We start from the raw sequence: 15,773 nt of genomic DNA on the forward strand, positions 1-15,773 counted from the left end.
GTCACCACCCACAGTGCCGTGGACGGGTTGTCCGCGCCAGTCGCGGATGGACGTTTGTGCAGGTGGTGGGCTTGATCGGGGGTCAGTCGAGCTGGCGTACGACGCGAGCCGGATTACCCAACGCGACGACGTTGGCCGGCAGGTCCTTCGTCACGACGGCACCCGCGCCGACGACGGTGTTCTCCCCGACGGTGACACCGGCGAGCACGATCGCGCCGCCGCCGAGCCAGACGTTGTCGCCGATGGTGATCGGCTTGGCCGCCTCCCACTTGTCGCGGCGCGGCCCGGGCTCGACGGGGTGGGTGGGGGTGAGCAGTTGCACGTTCGGTCCGATCTGGACGTCGGCGCCGATGGTGATCGGGGCGACGTCGAGGAAGACCGCGTTGAAGTTGACGAAGCTGCGCGGCCCGATCCGGATCTGCCAGCCGTAGTCGCAGTGGAAGGGTGGCCGCACCCAGGCCTCCTCGCCCACCTCGCCGAGCAGGTCGCGCAGGGCCGCGAGCCGGCCCTCGGGGTCGGCTGCGGGACTGGTGTTGAAGCGTTCCATCAGCCGCGCGGCGCGGTCCAGGTCGGCGACGATCTCCGGCTCGTTGGCGATGTACGGCTCGCCGGCCAGCATGCGTTCCTTCATGGAGGTCACCGGTCGATCTTCCCGGAGGGCGGGCACGTCCGTTGGTTGGTTCGTCATCTTCGCGTCTTCATTTTGCATACCCGGTATGTAAATATGATGACCGTCAATGCGCGTCTCTCCACAGGTAGTAACGCCCGACGAGGAGGATCCGTTGCAGCGAACAAGAAAACTGGCCGGTCTCGGTCTCGTGCTCGGCCTGGTGCTCGGCACTCCGGGAATGGCCGTGGCCCAGGCGCCCGTCGGCCCCGCCGCCCGTCCTGACCCGACCGCCGGCCCCGGTGCCGCAGCCCCGGCGCCGCAGCCGGGCAGCCGTCCCACCACCGTCACCCTGATCACCGGGGACCGGGTCACCGTGACCGGCGCCGGGGCGAGCGTGCGTCCCGGGCCGGGGCGCGAGAGGATCCGCTTCCTGACCCGCCGCGAGCAGGGCCGGCTCAGCGTCGTGCCGCAGGACGCGGTGGCGCCGATCCAGGCGGGGCGGGTCGACCGGCGGCTGTTCGACGTCACCGGGCTGATCGAGGCCGGCTACGACGACGCCCGCCGCGACGACCTGCCGGTGCTGATCACCGGCGGGTCGGGCGCCGCCCGGCGTGTGGCGGCGCCGGCCGGGGTGACCGTCACCCGCGAGTTGCCCGCCGTCCGCGGGGTCGCCGCGACGGCGGCCAAGGACCGGGCCGGCCAGGTGTGGGCGGCGGTCACCGCCGCCGGGGCTCGGGTCGGCGCGGCGGGGGGTGTCGACCGGATCTGGCTCGACGGCCGGCGGCGGATCACCCTCGACCGCAGCGTGCCGCAGATCGGCGCGCCGGCCGCCCACCAGGCCGGTCTCACCGGCCGGGGCGTGCGGGTGGCGGTGCTGGACACCGGGCTGGACGCCACCCACCCGGACCTGGCCGGCCGGGTGGCGCAGGCGCACAACTTCACCGAGGAGGCCGCGTCCGGCGACGTGGTCGGGCACGGCACCCACGTCGCCTCGATCATCGCCGGCAGCGGCGCCGCCTCCGGTGGCCGGCACCGGGGCGTGGCCCCCGACGCGACGCTGCTCGACGGCAAGGTCTGCGAGACGTACGGCTGCCCCGAGTCGGCGATCCTCGCCGGCATGCAGTGGGCCACGGTCGAGCAGCGGGCCGACGTGGTCAACCTGAGTCTCGGTGGCTTCGACACCCCGGAGATCGACCCGCTGGAGGAGGCCGTCAACGCGCTCACCGCGCAGACCGGCGCCCTCTTCGTGATCAGCGCCGGCAACGACGGCACCTTCGCCCCGGTCAGTTCCCCCAGCACCGCCGACGCCGCCCTCTCGGTGGGTGCCGTCGAACGGGACGACAGCCTCGCCAACTTCTCCAGCCGTGGCCCCCGGGTCGGCGACGACGGGCTCAAGCCGGACCTCACCGCCCCCGGCGTGGGGATCGTCGCGGCGCGCAGCCGGGACGGGGTGATCGGCGAGCCGGCCGGGGACGGGTACGTCGCCCTGTCCGGCACGTCGATGGCCGCCCCGCACGTCACCGGCGCGGTGGCGCTGCTGGCCCAGCAGCACACCGACTGGACCGCCGGCCGGCTCAAGGCCACCCTGATGGCCTCGGCGAAACCCCGCCCGGAGCTGACCGCGTACCAGCAGGGGGCCGGGCGGGTCGACGTGGCCCGCGCGATCGGCCAGACGGTGACCAGCGACCCGCCGAGCGTCTCCTTCGGCCGGGCGCTCTGGCCCCACCACGACGACACCCCGATCACCCGCACGGTGACCTGGCGCAACGACGGCCCGGCCGCGGTCACCCTGGACCTGGCCGTCGAGGTGAGCCGCCCGGACGGCGAGCCGGCCCCGGCCGGCATGTTCGCGCTCGACGCCGAGCGGGTCAGCGTGCCGGCCGGCGGCACGGCGAGCGCCACCGTCACCGCCGACACCCGGGTCGACGGGCCGGACGGCCACTACACCGGCCGGGTCGTCGCCCGCTCCGGCGACACGGTGGCGGTCACCCCGCTGGCCGTGCACCGGGAGGTGGAGAGCTACAACGTGACGGTCCGCCACCTGGGCCGGGACGGCGCGGCCGTCGGCGAGCACGGCACCACGCTGGTCTCGCTGGACGGATTCGCCACGTACGACGTGTACGACCCGGACGGCACCGCCGAGCTGCGGCTGCCGAAGGGCCGGTACGGCCTGAACAGCCTCGTGTTCGAGCTGGACGGCGAGCAGTTCGCCGGGGTCACGCAGATCGTCCAGCCGGAGCTGGTGGTCGCCGGGGACACCCGGGTCACCGTGGACGCCCGGCAGGGCAGGCCGGTCCGGATGAGCGTCCCGCAGGGCGCGGCCACCCCGGTGCTGGTCGACACCGGCGCGAACTTCCTCCTCGACGAGGGCAGCTACGGCTTCGGCCTGCTGGCCTCCGACTTCGACGGTCTCTTCAGCGCCGGTCTCGGCCGGTCGGTGTCCGGGGAGCGCTTCGTCGCCACGATCAGCAGCCAGTGGGCCGACCGGGAGGCCGCCAGCAGCCCCTACCTCTACGCCCTCAGCGAGGCGACGCCCGGCCGGATGCCGACCGGCTTCGTCCGGGACTATCGGGCGAAGGACCTGGCGACCGTCACCCACCGGTTCCGGGCCGCACCGTCCGGGCTGGTGACCGAGCGGATGGTCTTCCCGCACCTGGAGCCCGACGTCGGCGGCTGGGCGGTCGTCCTGCCCACCGCGACGCCGGGGCAGCGGGTCGAGCACTACAACACGCGGGGCGTGCGCTGGTCCTCCGAGCTGAACTTCGGGGTGCCGACCGAGGACGGCTGGACCGACGTCAAGGCCGTGCTCGTCTCCGAGGAGCGGAGCCTGCGGGCCGGCCGGCACTACCGGGAGAGCTGGAACGGCGCGCCGTACGGGCCGTCCCTCCCGGGGGCCGCGATCACCCGCCAGGGCGACCACATCGAGGTCGGCGTACCGTTGCACGGTGACGCCGAGGGGCACCCCGGCGGCTCCGTCGCCGACACCGCCCGCACCGCCCTCTACCGCGACGGCGAGCTGGTCGGGGAGACCCCGGAACCGGCGTACGGCCGGTTCGAGGTGCCGCCCGGCGCGGCGGACTACCGGCTGGAGGTGCTGTCGAAGCGGAGCTTCACCGACCTCGCCACCGAGGTCGCGGCGACGTGGACGTTCCGGTCCCGGCACGTCGCCGGGGACGACCCGGCCGCACTGCCGGTGTCGGCGATCCGCTTCGCGCCCCGGCTCGACCAGGACCACGCGGCCCCGGCCGGGCGCACCTTCGCCATCCCGGTGCTTGTGCAGCGGCAGCCGGGCGCACCGTCGGCCCGGGTGGCCGCGTTGACCGTCGACGTCTCCTACGACGGCGGGAAGACCTGGCAGCCGGCCCGGGTCCGGCCCGGCGGGGACGGCTGGACGGCCATCGTCGAGCACCCGGTCGGCGCCGGACACGTCTCGCTGCGGGCCACCGCCCGGGACACCGCCGGCAACACGGTCACCCAGCGCGTCATCCAGGCGTACCGCCTGCGGTGAGGCGTACCCCCTCCGGGTCCGCGGCCGGCCGCGGACCCGGAGGGGCGGCCGTCAGTCGTTGGCGTGCAGGGCGGCGTTCAGCTCGATGCCCCGGCCGGTGCGCTGCTTCGCCTCCAGCGCCCCGGTGACCGAGTTGCGCCAGAACAGCAGCCCGTCCACGCCGGAGAGCTCAAGGGCCTTGACCACCCGGCCGTCCGGCAGCGTGATCTTCGACGCGGCGGTGATGTAGCACCCGGCCTCGACCACGCAGTCGTCGCCGAGGGAGATCCCGACGCCGGCGTTCGCGCCGATCAGGCTCCGCTCGCCGATGCGCACCTTCTCGGTGCCGCCGCCCGAGAGGGTGCCCATGATGGAGGCACCCCCGCCGATGTCGGAGCCGTCGCCGACCAGCACGCCCTGCACGATCCGCCCCTCCACCATCGAGGTGCCGAGCGTGCCGGCGTTGAAGTTCACGAATCCCTCGTGCATGACGGTGGTGCCGGCGGCCAGGTGCGCGCCGAGCCGCACCCGGTCGGCGTCGGCGATCCGGACCCCGGAGGGCACCACGTAGTCGGTCATCCGGGGGAACTTGTCCACCCCGTAGACGGCCAGGTGGCGGCCCGCCGCCCGCTCGACGACCCGCAGCTCGTCCACCCGCTCCGGCGGGCACGGCCCGGCGGAGGTCCACGCGACGTTCGCCAGCTTGCCGAAGATGCCGTCGAGGTTCAGCTCGTTGGGACGCACCAGGCGGTGCGAGAGCAGGTGCAGCCGCAGGTACGCGTCGGCGGCGTCCTTGATCGGGTCGTCCAGCGAGCCGATCACGGTGACCACCTGGACGGTACGCAGCCCGGGCAGCGCCCGGTCGCCGACCGCCCCCGGCGGCAGGTCCAGCACGTCCGCCTCGTCCTCGCCGGCGACCAGCGGCAGCTCGCCGAGCCCCAGCTTGCCGGTCGGGTACCAGGTGTCGAGCACCTGGTCGTCAGCGGTCACGGTGGCCAGGCCGATGCCCCAGGCGGATTCGGACGTCACTGATTCACCTCTCGTTCGTGACTGCGGGTCGCGGGTTCCCCTCGCCCCCGCGCGGCCGTGTCCCACGCCGGCCGCCCGGGGAGCGCTCGCTCCTCGCGCTCACCCGACCTGACGGTACCGTGCGAACCATGGAGAACCCGCTGACCCCCGAGGTCCTGGCCGATCCGGTGGCCCTGACCCGTGCGTTGGTCGACATAGAGTCCGTGTCCCTCGACGAGAAGGCCATCGCCGACTGCGTGGAGGAGGTGCTGCGGGGCGTGCCGCACCTGACCACCTACCGGCACGGCAACACGGTGATGGCGCGGACCGACCTGGGCCGGGACCAGCGGATCGTGCTCGCCGGCCACCTGGACACGGTGCCGCTGAACAACAACTTCCCGTCGAGCATGCGCGGCGACCTGATGTACGGCTGCGGCACCTCCGACATGAAGTCCGGGGTGGCGTACGCGCTGCACCTGGCGGTGACGCTGCCGGACCCGCGCTACGACGTGACGTACTTCTTCTACGAGGCCGAGGAGATCGAGTCGAAGTACAACGGCCTCTTCCTCGTCGCCGAGGCGCACCCGGAGTGGCTGGAGGCGGACTTCGCGGTGCTGCTGGAGCCGACGTACGGGATCGTCGAGGCCGGCTGCCAGGGCACCATGCGGTGCGTGGTCACCACCACCGGCGTACGCGCCCACTCGGCCCGCTCGTGGCACGGGGTGAATGCGATCCACGCGGCGGGCGAGGTGCTCGACCGGCTGACCCGGTACGAGGCGCGGCGCGTCACCATCGACGGCTGTGACTACCGGGAGGGGATGAACGCGGTCCGCATCAACGGCGGCGTGGCCGGCAACGTGGTGCCGGACCGGTGCGAGGTCGAGGTCAACTACCGGTTCGCGCCGGACCGTACGCCGGCCGAGGCCGAGGCGCACCTGCGGGAAGTCTTCGCCGGCTTCGACGTGCGGGTCACCGACTCGGCCGCCGGCGCCCCGCCCGGGCTGGAGGCGGCCCCGGCCCGGGAGTTCCTCGCGGCGGTCGGCGCCGCGCCGATCGGCAAGCTGGGCTGGACGGACGTGGCCCGGTTCGCGGCGATGGGCATCCCGGCCCTGAACTTCGGCCCCGGCGACCCGAACCTGGCCCACCACCCGGACGAGCACGTCGAGATCAGCAAGATCCGGGACGGCGCTGCCACGTTGCACCGCTGGCTCGCCCCCGCCTGACGGACTCCTGGGCGGTCGTCCTGGCGTCTGCCGGCCGCCCGCCCCGGTGGTCGCCCCGTGCGCGACCGGGAGGCCCGCGTCACTGGGCGGTGCCCGGTGACGCGAACCTCCCGGTCGTGTGTCGTCGGTGCGGTCGGACGGCGGCGGTGCGGTCAGACGGCGGCGGTGCGGTCGGACGGCGGTGTGGTCAGACGGCGGCGGACGCGTCGGCGGTGGGCCGGGCGTCGGCCGGGCCGCCCTGGTCGGCGGCGGACGGCTCCATCAGGCGGGCGCGGCGGCGCTCGGCCACCACGTCGCGGATCCGGCGCTGCATCTGTCGCCGGATCCGGATCATCTCGCTGTTGCTGATCACGCTGGCTCCTCCCCCGAAGGCGCGCGCCGGGGCATACCCGGTATGTGAATAGTAAGACGTGCGGGCGACCGAATTAGTTGCCCATGATCCGGAACTAATTTCCGGGCTCGTCGCCCCGCGCACCCGACGGGTGTCGCTCCACTACGGTTGCTCCCATGGGTCAGAGCAACGGGCGGGAGGCCGGCCGCGAGCCGGGACGGGAACGGCACCGGGGCGCCGTGACGCTGCGTCGGCAGGCGATCACGAACAGCACCGCAGACCAGCGCCTGCTCGACTCGCGGGGGCGCGGCGACTGGAAGACCAAGGACGCCTGGCGGGCCCTGCGCATCCTCTCCGAGTTCGTGGAGGGCTTCGACACCCTCGCCGACCTGCCCCCGGCGGTGAGCGTCTTCGGCTCCGCCCGCAGCCGGCCCGAGAGTCCGGAGTGCCGGCTGGCCGAGGCGCTGGGCGGGGCCCTGGCCCGGGCCGGCTACGCGGTGATCACCGGCGGCGGGCCGGGCGTGATGGAGGCGGCCAACCGGGGTGCCAGCGAGGCGGGCGGGCTCTCCGTCGGGCTCGGCATCGAGCTTCCCTTCGAGCAGGGCCTCAACGACTGGGTCGACCTGGCCATCGACTTCCGCTACTTCTTCGCCCGCAAGACGATGTTCGTCAAGTACGCGCAGGCGTTCGTCGTGCTGCCCGGCGGGTTCGGCACCATGGACGAGCTCTTCGAGGCGCTCACCCTGGTGCAGACGGGCAAGGTCACCCGGTTCCCCGTGGTATTGATGGGCGCCGACTACTGGCGTGGCCTGCTCGACTGGCTGCGCGACACCATGGCCGCCGACGGCAAGATCGGGTCGATCGACCTGGAACTGATCTGCGTGACCGACGACGTCGACGCGGCGGTCCGGCACATCGTGGAGGCCGAGGCCGCCCTCTCCGTCGAGCAGGACGCGGTCCGCGATGAGGCCGTCGCCGTCGCCGCCGCCGAACAGCAGGCTGCCGCCGCGGCCGGGGCGGCGAACGGCGCCGGGTCGACCGGCGGCGCCGACGTGCCCGGCGACGCCCCGTCGCGCGGCGCTGCTTCGGGTGGCGCTGCTTCGGGTGGCGGTGCGTCGGCCGGGGCCGCGTCGGCCGGGCCGCGCCGGGCGGGCGACGCGAGCGGGGAGCGCTGAGGCGTGGCGGCGATCTGCGTGTTCTGCGCCTCCTCCCGTACGCTCGACCGCCGCTGGCTGGACCTCGCGGCCGAGACGGGCGCGGAGATCGCCCGGCGCGGGCACACGCTGGTCAGCGGGGGCGGGTGCGTCGGCATGATGGGCGCGTTGGCGGACGGCGCGCGGGCCGCCGGCGGGCGGACGATCGGGGTGATCCCGCAGTCGCTGGTCGACCTGGAGGTCGCCGACCTGGCGTCGGACGAGCTGCTCGTGACCGACTCGATGGCCAGTCGCAAGACTTTGATGATCGACAAGTCGGACGCGTTCCTCACGCTGCCCGGCGGCCTCGGCACCCTCGACGAGCTGTTCGAGGTCTGGACGACGGCGACGCTCGCCCTGCACGCCAAGCCGATGGTGCTGGTCGACACCGACGGCTTCTACCGCCCGATGCTCGACTGGCTGCGCGCCCTGGCCGACCAGACCTTCCTCAAGCCCGCCGGCCTGGACCTGCTCACCCTGACCGACACGGTCCCCGCCGCCCTGGACACCCTCGAACTCCGCCTAACCTGACACACCCCACCCTCCCCTGTCCCGCCGCGATCTTGCACTTGTGGCCCCTGTTGTGCCCCTTTCGTATGCGTTCGTCGGGGCCGAAAGTGCAAGATCGCGGAAGGAAAGGAGGCGGGGCGGGGTGGCGGGGCGGGGCGGGGGTGTCGTACCGGCGTGGTGGGATGGGGGGATGCAGGCGTACCGGCTGGTGCGCCGGCCCGCCGAGGCGGCCCCGGGGGGCCACCGGTCCGGTGGGCCGGCCCGGGGGGACGGGCGGCCAGGTGGGCCGGCCGGCGGTGACGCGCACCGGGGGACGGCGCGGCTGACCGACCCGCGCCAGGCCGAGATCGTCGCGCACACCGACGGGCCGATGCTGGTGCTCGGCGGCCCCGGCACGGGCAAGACCAGCACCCTGGTCGAGGCGGTCGCCGCGCGGGTGGCCGAGGGCGTCGACCCGGAGCGGATCCTGGTGCTCACCTTCGGCCGCCGGGGCGCCACCGCGCTGCGCCAGCGGATCGAGGCCCGGGCCGCCCGGGGCGGGCACCGCGTGCTGCGCGAGCCGCTGGTGCGCACCTTCCCGGCGTACGCCTTCGGGCTGCTGCGCCGGGCCGCGGCCGAGCGGGGAGAGCCGTCCCCCCGGCTGCTCACCGGCCCCGAGCAGGATCTGATCATCCGCGAGCTGCTCGACGTGGTCGGCGAGGAACCGGGCGACGACCCGGTCGGCTGGCCGGAGGACCTGCGCCCCGCGCTGCGCACCCGGGCCTTCGCGGCACAGCTACGCGACCTGCTGATGCGCGCCGCCGAGCGCGGGGTCGGCCCCGTCGAGCTGGCGCGGCTGGGCGAGAAGCTCGGCCGCGCCGACTGGCCCGCCGCCGCACGCTTCCTCCGGGAGTACGTGGCCGTGCTCGCCCTGCGCGACGTCAGCAACCGCGGCTCCGTCGCGTACGACCCGGCCGAGCTGGTCCGGGCCGCCACCGGGATGCTGCTCGACGACCCCGAGCTGCTCGCGGCCGAGCGACGCCGGCTGGCGTACGTCTACGTCGACGAGCTGGCCGACACCGATCCCGCCCAGCAGGAACTGCTCGCGACGGTGGCCGGCGGCGGCAAGTCCCTCGTCGCGTTCGCCGACCCTGATTCGTCCACGTACGCCTTCCGCGGCGCGGACCCCGCCGTGGTGACCACGTTCCCGCACCGCTTCCGCACCGCCTCCGGTGCGCCCGCGGCGCAGGTGGTGCTGACCACCTCCTACCGGGCCGGCCCCCGGCTGCTCGCCGCGTCCGGTCGGCTGGCGCGGCGGCTGCGCGGCCCGGCGGCGCACCGCAGGCCGCACCCGCTGCCCGACGCGCCGCCCGGCTCGGTGGAGGTGCGCACCTTCCGCTCGGCCACCAGCGAGGCGGCCTGGCTGGCCCATGCCCTGCGCGAGGCGCACCTGCTCGGCGGCGTGCCGTGGTCGGAGATGGCCGTGCTGGTGCGCTCCACCGGGCGGCAGCTGCCCTCGCTGCAACGCGCGCTGCACGCCGCCGGGGTGCCCACCGTGGTGCACGGCGAGGACCTGCCACTGCACCTGCAACCGGCGGTCGCGCCGCTGCTGCTCCTGTTGCGCTGCGCGCTGGAGCCCGAGCGGCTCGACGAGGAGGCCGCGGTCGCCCTGCTGCACTCGCCGCTCGGCGGCGCCGACCCGCTGGCCGAGCGGCGGCTGCGGCAGGGGCTGCGGGCCCTGGCGCTGGCCGCCGGCGACCGCCGGCCCTCGGGCGAGCTGATCGTCGAGGCGCTGCGCGACCCGGCCGAGCTGGCCGGGATCGAGCGGCGCTGGGCCGAGCCGGCGCAGACGGTGGCCGGCCTGCTGGCCGTCGCCCGGGAGACCGCCGCCCGGCCCGGCGCCACCGCGGAGGACGTGCTGTGGGCGGTCTGGCGGGCCAGCGGGCTGGCCGAGCTGTGGTCCGCCGCGATCGGCCGGGGCCAGACGGTGGCCGGCGAGGGGGACGTGGCCCGGCGCCGGCGCGCCGAGGCTGCCGACCGGGACCTCGACGCCGTGATGGTGCTCTTCGACGCGGCGGCCCGGTTCACGGACCGGCTGCCCGGCGCGCGCACCGAGGTCTTTCTCGACCACGTCCTCGGCCAGGACCTGCCGGCCGACACGATCGCCCCCACCGCCGACCGGGGTGAGGCGGTCCGGCTGCTCACCGCGCACGCCGCGAAGGGGCTGGAGTGGGACCTGGTGGCGGTCGCCGGGGTGCAGGAGGGCGTCTGGCCCGACCTGCGGCTGCGCGGCAGCCTGCTCGGCTCCGAGCGGCTGGTCGACGTGCTCGCCGGCCGGGCGGCCGGCGCCGGCACGGTGGCCACCCTGGTCGGGCAGACCTCGGCGCTGCTGGACGAGGAGCGGCGGCTGTTCCACGTGGCGGTCACCCGGGCCCGGCGCCGGCTGCTGGTCAGCGCGGTCGCCTCCGCCGCCGTCGGCGGCGACGACCACGAGGAACAGCCGAGCCGCTTCCTCTACGAGCTGGGCCCGACCGACCCGCCCGCGCCGGACGACGGCCCCCCGCCCGGCCGGCCGGACCCGGCGGGGCCGACGCAGGCCGGGTCGACGCAGGCCGGGTCGACGCAGGCCGGGCCGGGCGCCGCGGGGCCGGTCCCGCCGGGGGCGGGCGACGGCCCAGTGGTGACGGGCGAGGAGGAACCGGACCGGCCGAGGACGCTGCCGGTGAGCCGGCCGCCCCGCGCGCTCACCCTGCCGGCGCTGGTGGCGGAGCTGCGTACGGCGGTCAGCGACCCGGACGCGCCCTACGCCCGGCGGCAGGCGGCGGCGGCCGAGCTGGCCCGCCTCGCGGCCGCCGGGGTCGCCGGTGCGCACCCGGACGACTGGTGGGGGCTGCGGCAGCTCTCCGACGACCGCCCGCTCGTCGACGAGGGGGAGCCGGTCCGGGTCACCCCGTCGGGCATGGAGAGCGCGCTGCGGTGCAGCCTGCGCTGGCTGCTGGAGCGGCACGGCGGCAGCGCTCCGGCCAGCGCCGCCCAGGGGGTCGGCAACCTGGTGCACGCCGCCGCGATGCTCGCCGAGGACGCGAGCGTCGACCGGGGCGCCCTGCTGGACTACGTCGCCGCCCGGTTCGACGCGATCGAGCTGGCCGCCCGCTGGATGGTCGGGCCCGAGCGGGCCCGCGCCGAGGGGATGGTCGACAAGCTGCTGCGCTGGCTGGCGGCCAACCCTCGCCGGCTGCTCGCGATCGAGCACGAGTTCGCGGTGCGCCTCGACGACCCGCACCGGCCCGTCGAGCTGGTCGGCCGGGTGGACCGGCTGGAGGTCGACGCCGACGGCCGGCTGGTCGTGATCGACCTGAAGACCGGGAAGTCCACCGCGGTCACCGCGCACGACCTGGCCGAGCACCCGCAGCTCGGCGCGTACCAGGCGGCGGTCGAGGCGGGAGCGTTCGTCGAGTTCGGCGAGGAGTCCGGCGGGGCGGCGCTGGTGCAGCTCGGCACCGGGGCGAAGGACGCGAAGGAGCAGAGCCAGCCGCCGGCCGGGGAGGGCCCGGAGGCCGGCTGGGCGACCGCGCTGGTGCGGCGCACCGCCGATACGATGGCCGCCGCCACGTTCGCCGCCGTCGCCAACTCGAAGTGCCGGGTCTGCCCGGTGCGGTCGAGCTGCCCGGTGTCCGGGCAGGGCCGCCAGGTGGTCGAGCCCCCGACCGACCGCCGCCCCGACCAACCGTGAGCCTGAGTATGCGGTTGCGAGCCCCGCAGTCGCGAACCAGGACGGCACCGTGAGTGTGAGGAGTGAGCTTGCGAGCCCCGCAGTCGCGAACTGAGGCGGAGCGGTGACCCAGCCCGCCCTGTTCGGCACGGCGACACCGACGCCCCGGGTCGCCGACGCCGGCCCCCGGTACACGCCGGTGGAGCTGGCGAAGCTGCTGCGGCTGCCGGCGCCCACCCGGGAGCAGGCGGCCATCATCGCCGCGCCCGTGGAGCCCCTGCTGGTGGTCGCGGGCGCGGGCTCGGGCAAGACCGAGACGATGGCGGCCCGGGTGGTCTGGTTGGTCGCCAACTCGCACGTGCGGCCGGAGCAGGTGCTCGGGCTCACCTTCACCCGCAAGGCCGCCGGCGAGCTGGCGCACCGGGTGCGTACGCGGCTCGACCAGTTGGTGCGGCGGCTCGGGCGGCGGGGGCGGGACCCGCTCGACGACCCGCTGGTGGGGGAGCCGACCGTCTCCACCTACCACTCGTACGCGGGCCGGATCGTCACCGAGCACGGGCTGCGGGCCGGCTACGAGCCGTCCACCCGGCTGCTCACCGAGGCGTCCCGCTGGCAGCTCGTCGACCTGCTGGTGCGCAACTACGACGGCGACATGTCCGAGGTGGACCGGATGCCGAGCACGGTCACCGACGCCGTGCTGGCGCTCGCCGGCGAGCTGGACGAGCACCTGGTCGACCCGGACGAGCTGGCCGCCTGGACGGGCCGGTTCTTCGCCGAGGTGCAGGCCCGCCCCGGCCGGGTCTACGCCGACGTGCGCAGGGCCCTGGCCCTCCAGCAGACCCGGCTGAAGCTGCTCCCGCTGGTGCGCGCGTACGCCCGGCGCAAGGAGGACTTCGAGGCGATGGACTTCGCCGACCAGCTCGCCCGGGCGGCCCGGGTGGCCCGGGACCACCCCGGGGTCGGCGAGATCGAGCGGGACCGCTTCCGGGTGGTGCTGCTGGACGAGTACCAGGACACCAGCCACGCCCAGGTGGTGCTGCTCAACGCGCTGTTCGGCGGCGGGCACCCGGTGACCGCGGTCGGTGACCCGTGCCAGTCGATCTACGGCTGGCGGGGGGCGAGCGCCGGCACCCTGGACCGCTTCCCCACGGAGTTCGCCCGCGCCGACGGCGCGCCGGCCGAGGTGCTCGGCCTCACCACGAGCTGGCGCAACCGCCCCGAGATCCTCGGCGTCGCCAACGCCCTGGCCACCCCGCTGCGGGCCGCCGGCGCCCGGGTGCCGGAGCTGCGCGCCGCCATGAGCGTCAAGGACCCGGTGCCGCACCGCAGCGCCCGCGGAGCCGCCGGCGGCACCGTCCACTGCGCCCTGCTCCCGACGTACGCCGACGAGGCCGACTGGATCGCCGACAGCGTGCTGCACGCCTGGCGCGGGGCGGCTGCCATGCCCGGCGCGCTGCCCGAGCACATCCCGGTGCCGCTGCGGCCGACGACGGCCGTGCTCGTGCGGCTGCGCAGCCAGATCCCCGCGATCGAGTCGGCGCTGCGCGAGCGCGGGCTGCCCGTCGAGGTGGTCGGCCTGGGCGGCCTGCTGGACACCCCCGAGGTGCGGGACGTGGTGTGCACGCTGCGGGTGCTGGCGGACCCGACGGACGGGGCGGCCCTGCTGCGGCTGCTGACCGGGGCGCGCTGGCGGATCGGCCCACGTGACCTGGTGGCCCTGCACCGCCGGGCGAAGGGCATCGCCGCCGCCCGGCGGAAGCTCGCCGACGACGGCGGCCCGGAGATCACCCCCGACCTGCTCGACGAGGCGACCCTGGTCGAGGCGCTGGCCGACCTCGGCCCGGCGCAGGCGTACTCGGCGGAGGGCTACGCCCGGCTACGCGCGTACGCCCGGGAGCTGGGGCTGCTGCGCTACCGGCTGGACCAGTCTCTGCCGGAGCTGATCGCGGACATCGAGCGCACGATCGGCCTGGACGTGGAGGTGGCCGTACGCGCCGGCCGGGACGGCGCCGGGGACGCCGGCCTGGCCCGGGGCCACCTGGACGCGCTCGGCGACGTCGCCGCCCGGTTCGGCGGCGAGACGCCGGGCGCCACCCTGTCGGGCTTCCTGGCCTACCTCGCCGCCGCCGAGGACGAGGAGCGCGGCCTCAGCCCGGGCGAGGTGGAGGTGGTCGAGGGGGCGGTGCAGATCCTCACCGCGCACGCCGCGAAGGGCCTGGAGTGGGACGTGGTCGCGGTGGCCGGGCTGAGCCGGGGCGTGTGGCCGGGGCCGGTGCGCAACTCCGACCACTGGCTGGGCGGGCTCGGCGTGCTGCCGTTCCCGCTGCGCGGCGATGCCGACGGGCTGCCCGAGCTGGGCCTGGGCGGCACCGAGGACCAGCGCGGAGTGGCCCGGGCGCTGGAGGACTTCACCGACGCCTGGCGGGCGCACGACGAGCGGGAGGAGCGCCGGCTGGCGTACGTGGCGGTGACCCGGCCCCGCCGGCTGCTGCTCTGCTCCGGCCACTGGTGGGGGGAGGGGACCAAGCGGCCGCGCGGCCCGTCGGTGCTGCTGCGGGAGGTGCACGACGCCTGCCTGGACGGCCGCGCGGGGCACCTGGTCGACGAGTGGGCGCCGGAGCCGCCGGGCGACGCGGTCAACCCGACCACCGAGGTGGTGCTCCGCGCCGAGTGGCCGGCCGACCCGCTCGGCGCCCGCCGCCCGGCGCTGGCCGAGGCGGCCGTCCTGGTCCGCCGCTTTCTCGCCGACGGCGACGCGGCGGGCCGCCCGCCGGCCGGCGAGCGGGGCGCGGCCGGCCCGGAACCCGGCGACGGGGCGGGCCCGGAACGCCGGGCCGCCGGCGACGACGCCGCCGGGGCGGCAGCCGAGCCGCCGGCCGGCGACCCGGACGTGGCGCGGTGGCGGCGGGAGGCCGACCTGCTGCTCGCCGAGCGGGCCGAGCTGACCCGGCAGGGCGGCGCGGTCGAGGTGGCGCTGCCGGGGCAGCTCTCGGTGACCCAGCTGGTGGTGCTGCGCCGGGATCCGGCGGCGCTGGCCCGGGCCCTGCGCCGGCCGGTCCCCACCGAGCCGAGCCCGTACGCCCGCCGGGGCACCGCCTTCCACACCTGGTTGGAGCAGCGGTTCGGCGCCGACCGGCTGCTCGACCTGGACGAGTTGCCGGGCGCGGCCGATGCCGACGCCGCGCCCGACGAGGCGCTGGCCGAGCTCCAGGAGCGCTTCCTGGCCAGCGAGTGGGCCGACCGGGTGCCGGTCGAGGTGGAGGTGCCGTTCGCCACGGTGATCGCCGGGGTGGTGGTGCGGGGCCGGATGGACGCGGTCTTCGCCCGCCCCGGCGGGCGGTTCGACGTGGTCGACTGGAAGACCGGCCGGCAGCCTGCCGGCCCCGCCGCCGAGGTGGCCGCGGTGCAGCTCGCGGTCTACCGGCTGGCCTGGGCGGAGCTGGCCGGGGTGCCGGTGGAGCGGGTCGGCGCGGCGTTCCACTACGTGCGCGACGGCGTCACCGTGCGCCCGGCCGACCTGCTCGACGCCGACGGGCTCACCGCGCTGATCACCTCGGTGCCGGAAAATCCGGCAGACGGTGGGCCATCCGGCGAATCCGTGATAGGTTGATCGCGTTGCAGTTATGGTTCCCAGAGACTCTGTGTGCGCCTGGAGGATTGTGGCCCAGGCGCTCTTTGTTGTGTCCGGAGTTCTCCGGGCGGGGCGACCAGAAGCGACAA

The 15,773-nt window shown here is 75.7% G+C and carries 8 protein-coding genes and 1 pseudogene; 6 read left to right on the plus strand and 3 right to left on the minus strand.

Translation table 11 applies throughout. The annotated features are described in order from the left end of the window. Window positions 1-82: 82 nt before the first annotated feature. Window positions 83-640, minus strand: a complete 558-nt coding sequence (locus ACGFZ2_RS06300) for a sugar O-acetyltransferase (RefSeq protein WP_393261339.1) — start codon at window positions 638-640, stop codon at window positions 83-85. A 97-nt stretch (window positions 641-737) separates the two neighbouring features. Here ACGFZ2_RS06300 and ACGFZ2_RS06305 point away from each other — a divergent pair, with 97 nt between their 5' ends. Then, on the plus strand, window positions 738-4,118 hold the full coding sequence (locus ACGFZ2_RS06305; RefSeq protein ID WP_393450760.1) for a S8 family serine peptidase: 3,381 nt from the start codon (window positions 738-740) through the stop codon (window positions 4,116-4,118). A gap of 51 nt (window positions 4,119-4,169) precedes the next feature. Here ACGFZ2_RS06305 and dapD read toward each other — a convergent pair whose 3' ends face one another. Further along, window positions 4,170-5,126, minus strand: coding sequence for a 2,3,4,5-tetrahydropyridine-2,6-dicarboxylate N-succinyltransferase (gene dapD, locus ACGFZ2_RS06310; protein WP_393450763.1), 957 nt, complete (start codon window positions 5,124-5,126; stop codon window positions 4,170-4,172). 128 nt (window positions 5,127-5,254) lie between these two features. On the opposite strand from dapD, the gene dapE reads away from it, so the two are divergent. After that, window positions 5,255-6,328, plus strand: coding sequence for a succinyl-diaminopimelate desuccinylase (gene dapE, locus ACGFZ2_RS06315; protein ID WP_393261331.1), 1,074 nt, complete (start codon window positions 5,255-5,257; stop codon window positions 6,326-6,328). A gap of 187 nt (window positions 6,329-6,515) precedes the next feature. Here the strand turns inward: dapE and ACGFZ2_RS06320 are convergent, their stop codons facing one another. Next, window positions 6,516-6,680 carry a hypothetical protein gene (locus tag ACGFZ2_RS06320; RefSeq protein WP_357455643.1) on the minus strand — a complete coding sequence of 55 codons (165 nt, stop codon included), beginning with the start codon at window positions 6,678-6,680 and terminating at the stop codon, window positions 6,516-6,518. A gap of 155 nt (window positions 6,681-6,835) precedes the next feature. Between ACGFZ2_RS06320 and ACGFZ2_RS06325 the strand changes: the two are divergent. The 4 genes and pseudogenes from ACGFZ2_RS06325 to ACGFZ2_RS06340 all read left to right on the plus strand — a co-directional run. After that, window positions 6,836-7,675: pseudogene (locus ACGFZ2_RS06325) on the plus strand (TIGR00730 family Rossman fold protein); the annotation flags it as partial. Between the two features lie 162 nt (window positions 7,676-7,837). After that, window positions 7,838-8,383 (plus strand): TIGR00730 family Rossman fold protein, encoded by a 546-nt coding sequence (locus ACGFZ2_RS06330; protein ID WP_393261329.1) that lies wholly within the window; start codon window positions 7,838-7,840, stop codon window positions 8,381-8,383. Between the two features lie 169 nt (window positions 8,384-8,552). After that, window positions 8,553-12,074, plus strand: coding sequence for an ATP-dependent helicase (locus ACGFZ2_RS06335; protein ID WP_393450766.1), 3,522 nt, complete (start codon window positions 8,553-8,555; stop codon window positions 12,072-12,074). A gap of 103 nt (window positions 12,075-12,177) precedes the next feature. After that, window positions 12,178-15,663: an ATP-dependent helicase gene (locus ACGFZ2_RS06340; protein ID WP_393450769.1), complete on the plus strand. Its 3,486-nt coding sequence runs from the start codon at window positions 12,178-12,180 to the stop codon at window positions 15,661-15,663. Window positions 15,664-15,773 lie beyond the last annotated feature (110 nt).

It is taken from the genome of Micromonospora sp. NPDC048063 (assembly GCF_043202855.1).
Lineage (GTDB): Bacteria > Actinomycetota > Actinomycetes > Mycobacteriales > Micromonosporaceae > Micromonospora.

Coding starts and splice junctions, on each gene's coding strand:
- dapE (WP_393261331.1), top strand. CDS start 5,255: ATGGAGAACCCGCTGACCCCCGAGGTCCTGGCCGATCCGGTGGCCCTG.
- ACGFZ2_RS06305 (WP_393450760.1), top strand. CDS start 738: ATGCGCGTCTCTCCACAGGTAGTAACGCCCGACGAGGAGGATCCGTTG.
- ACGFZ2_RS06335 (WP_393450766.1), top strand. CDS start 8,553: ATGCAGGCGTACCGGCTGGTGCGCCGGCCCGCCGAGGCGGCCCCGGGG.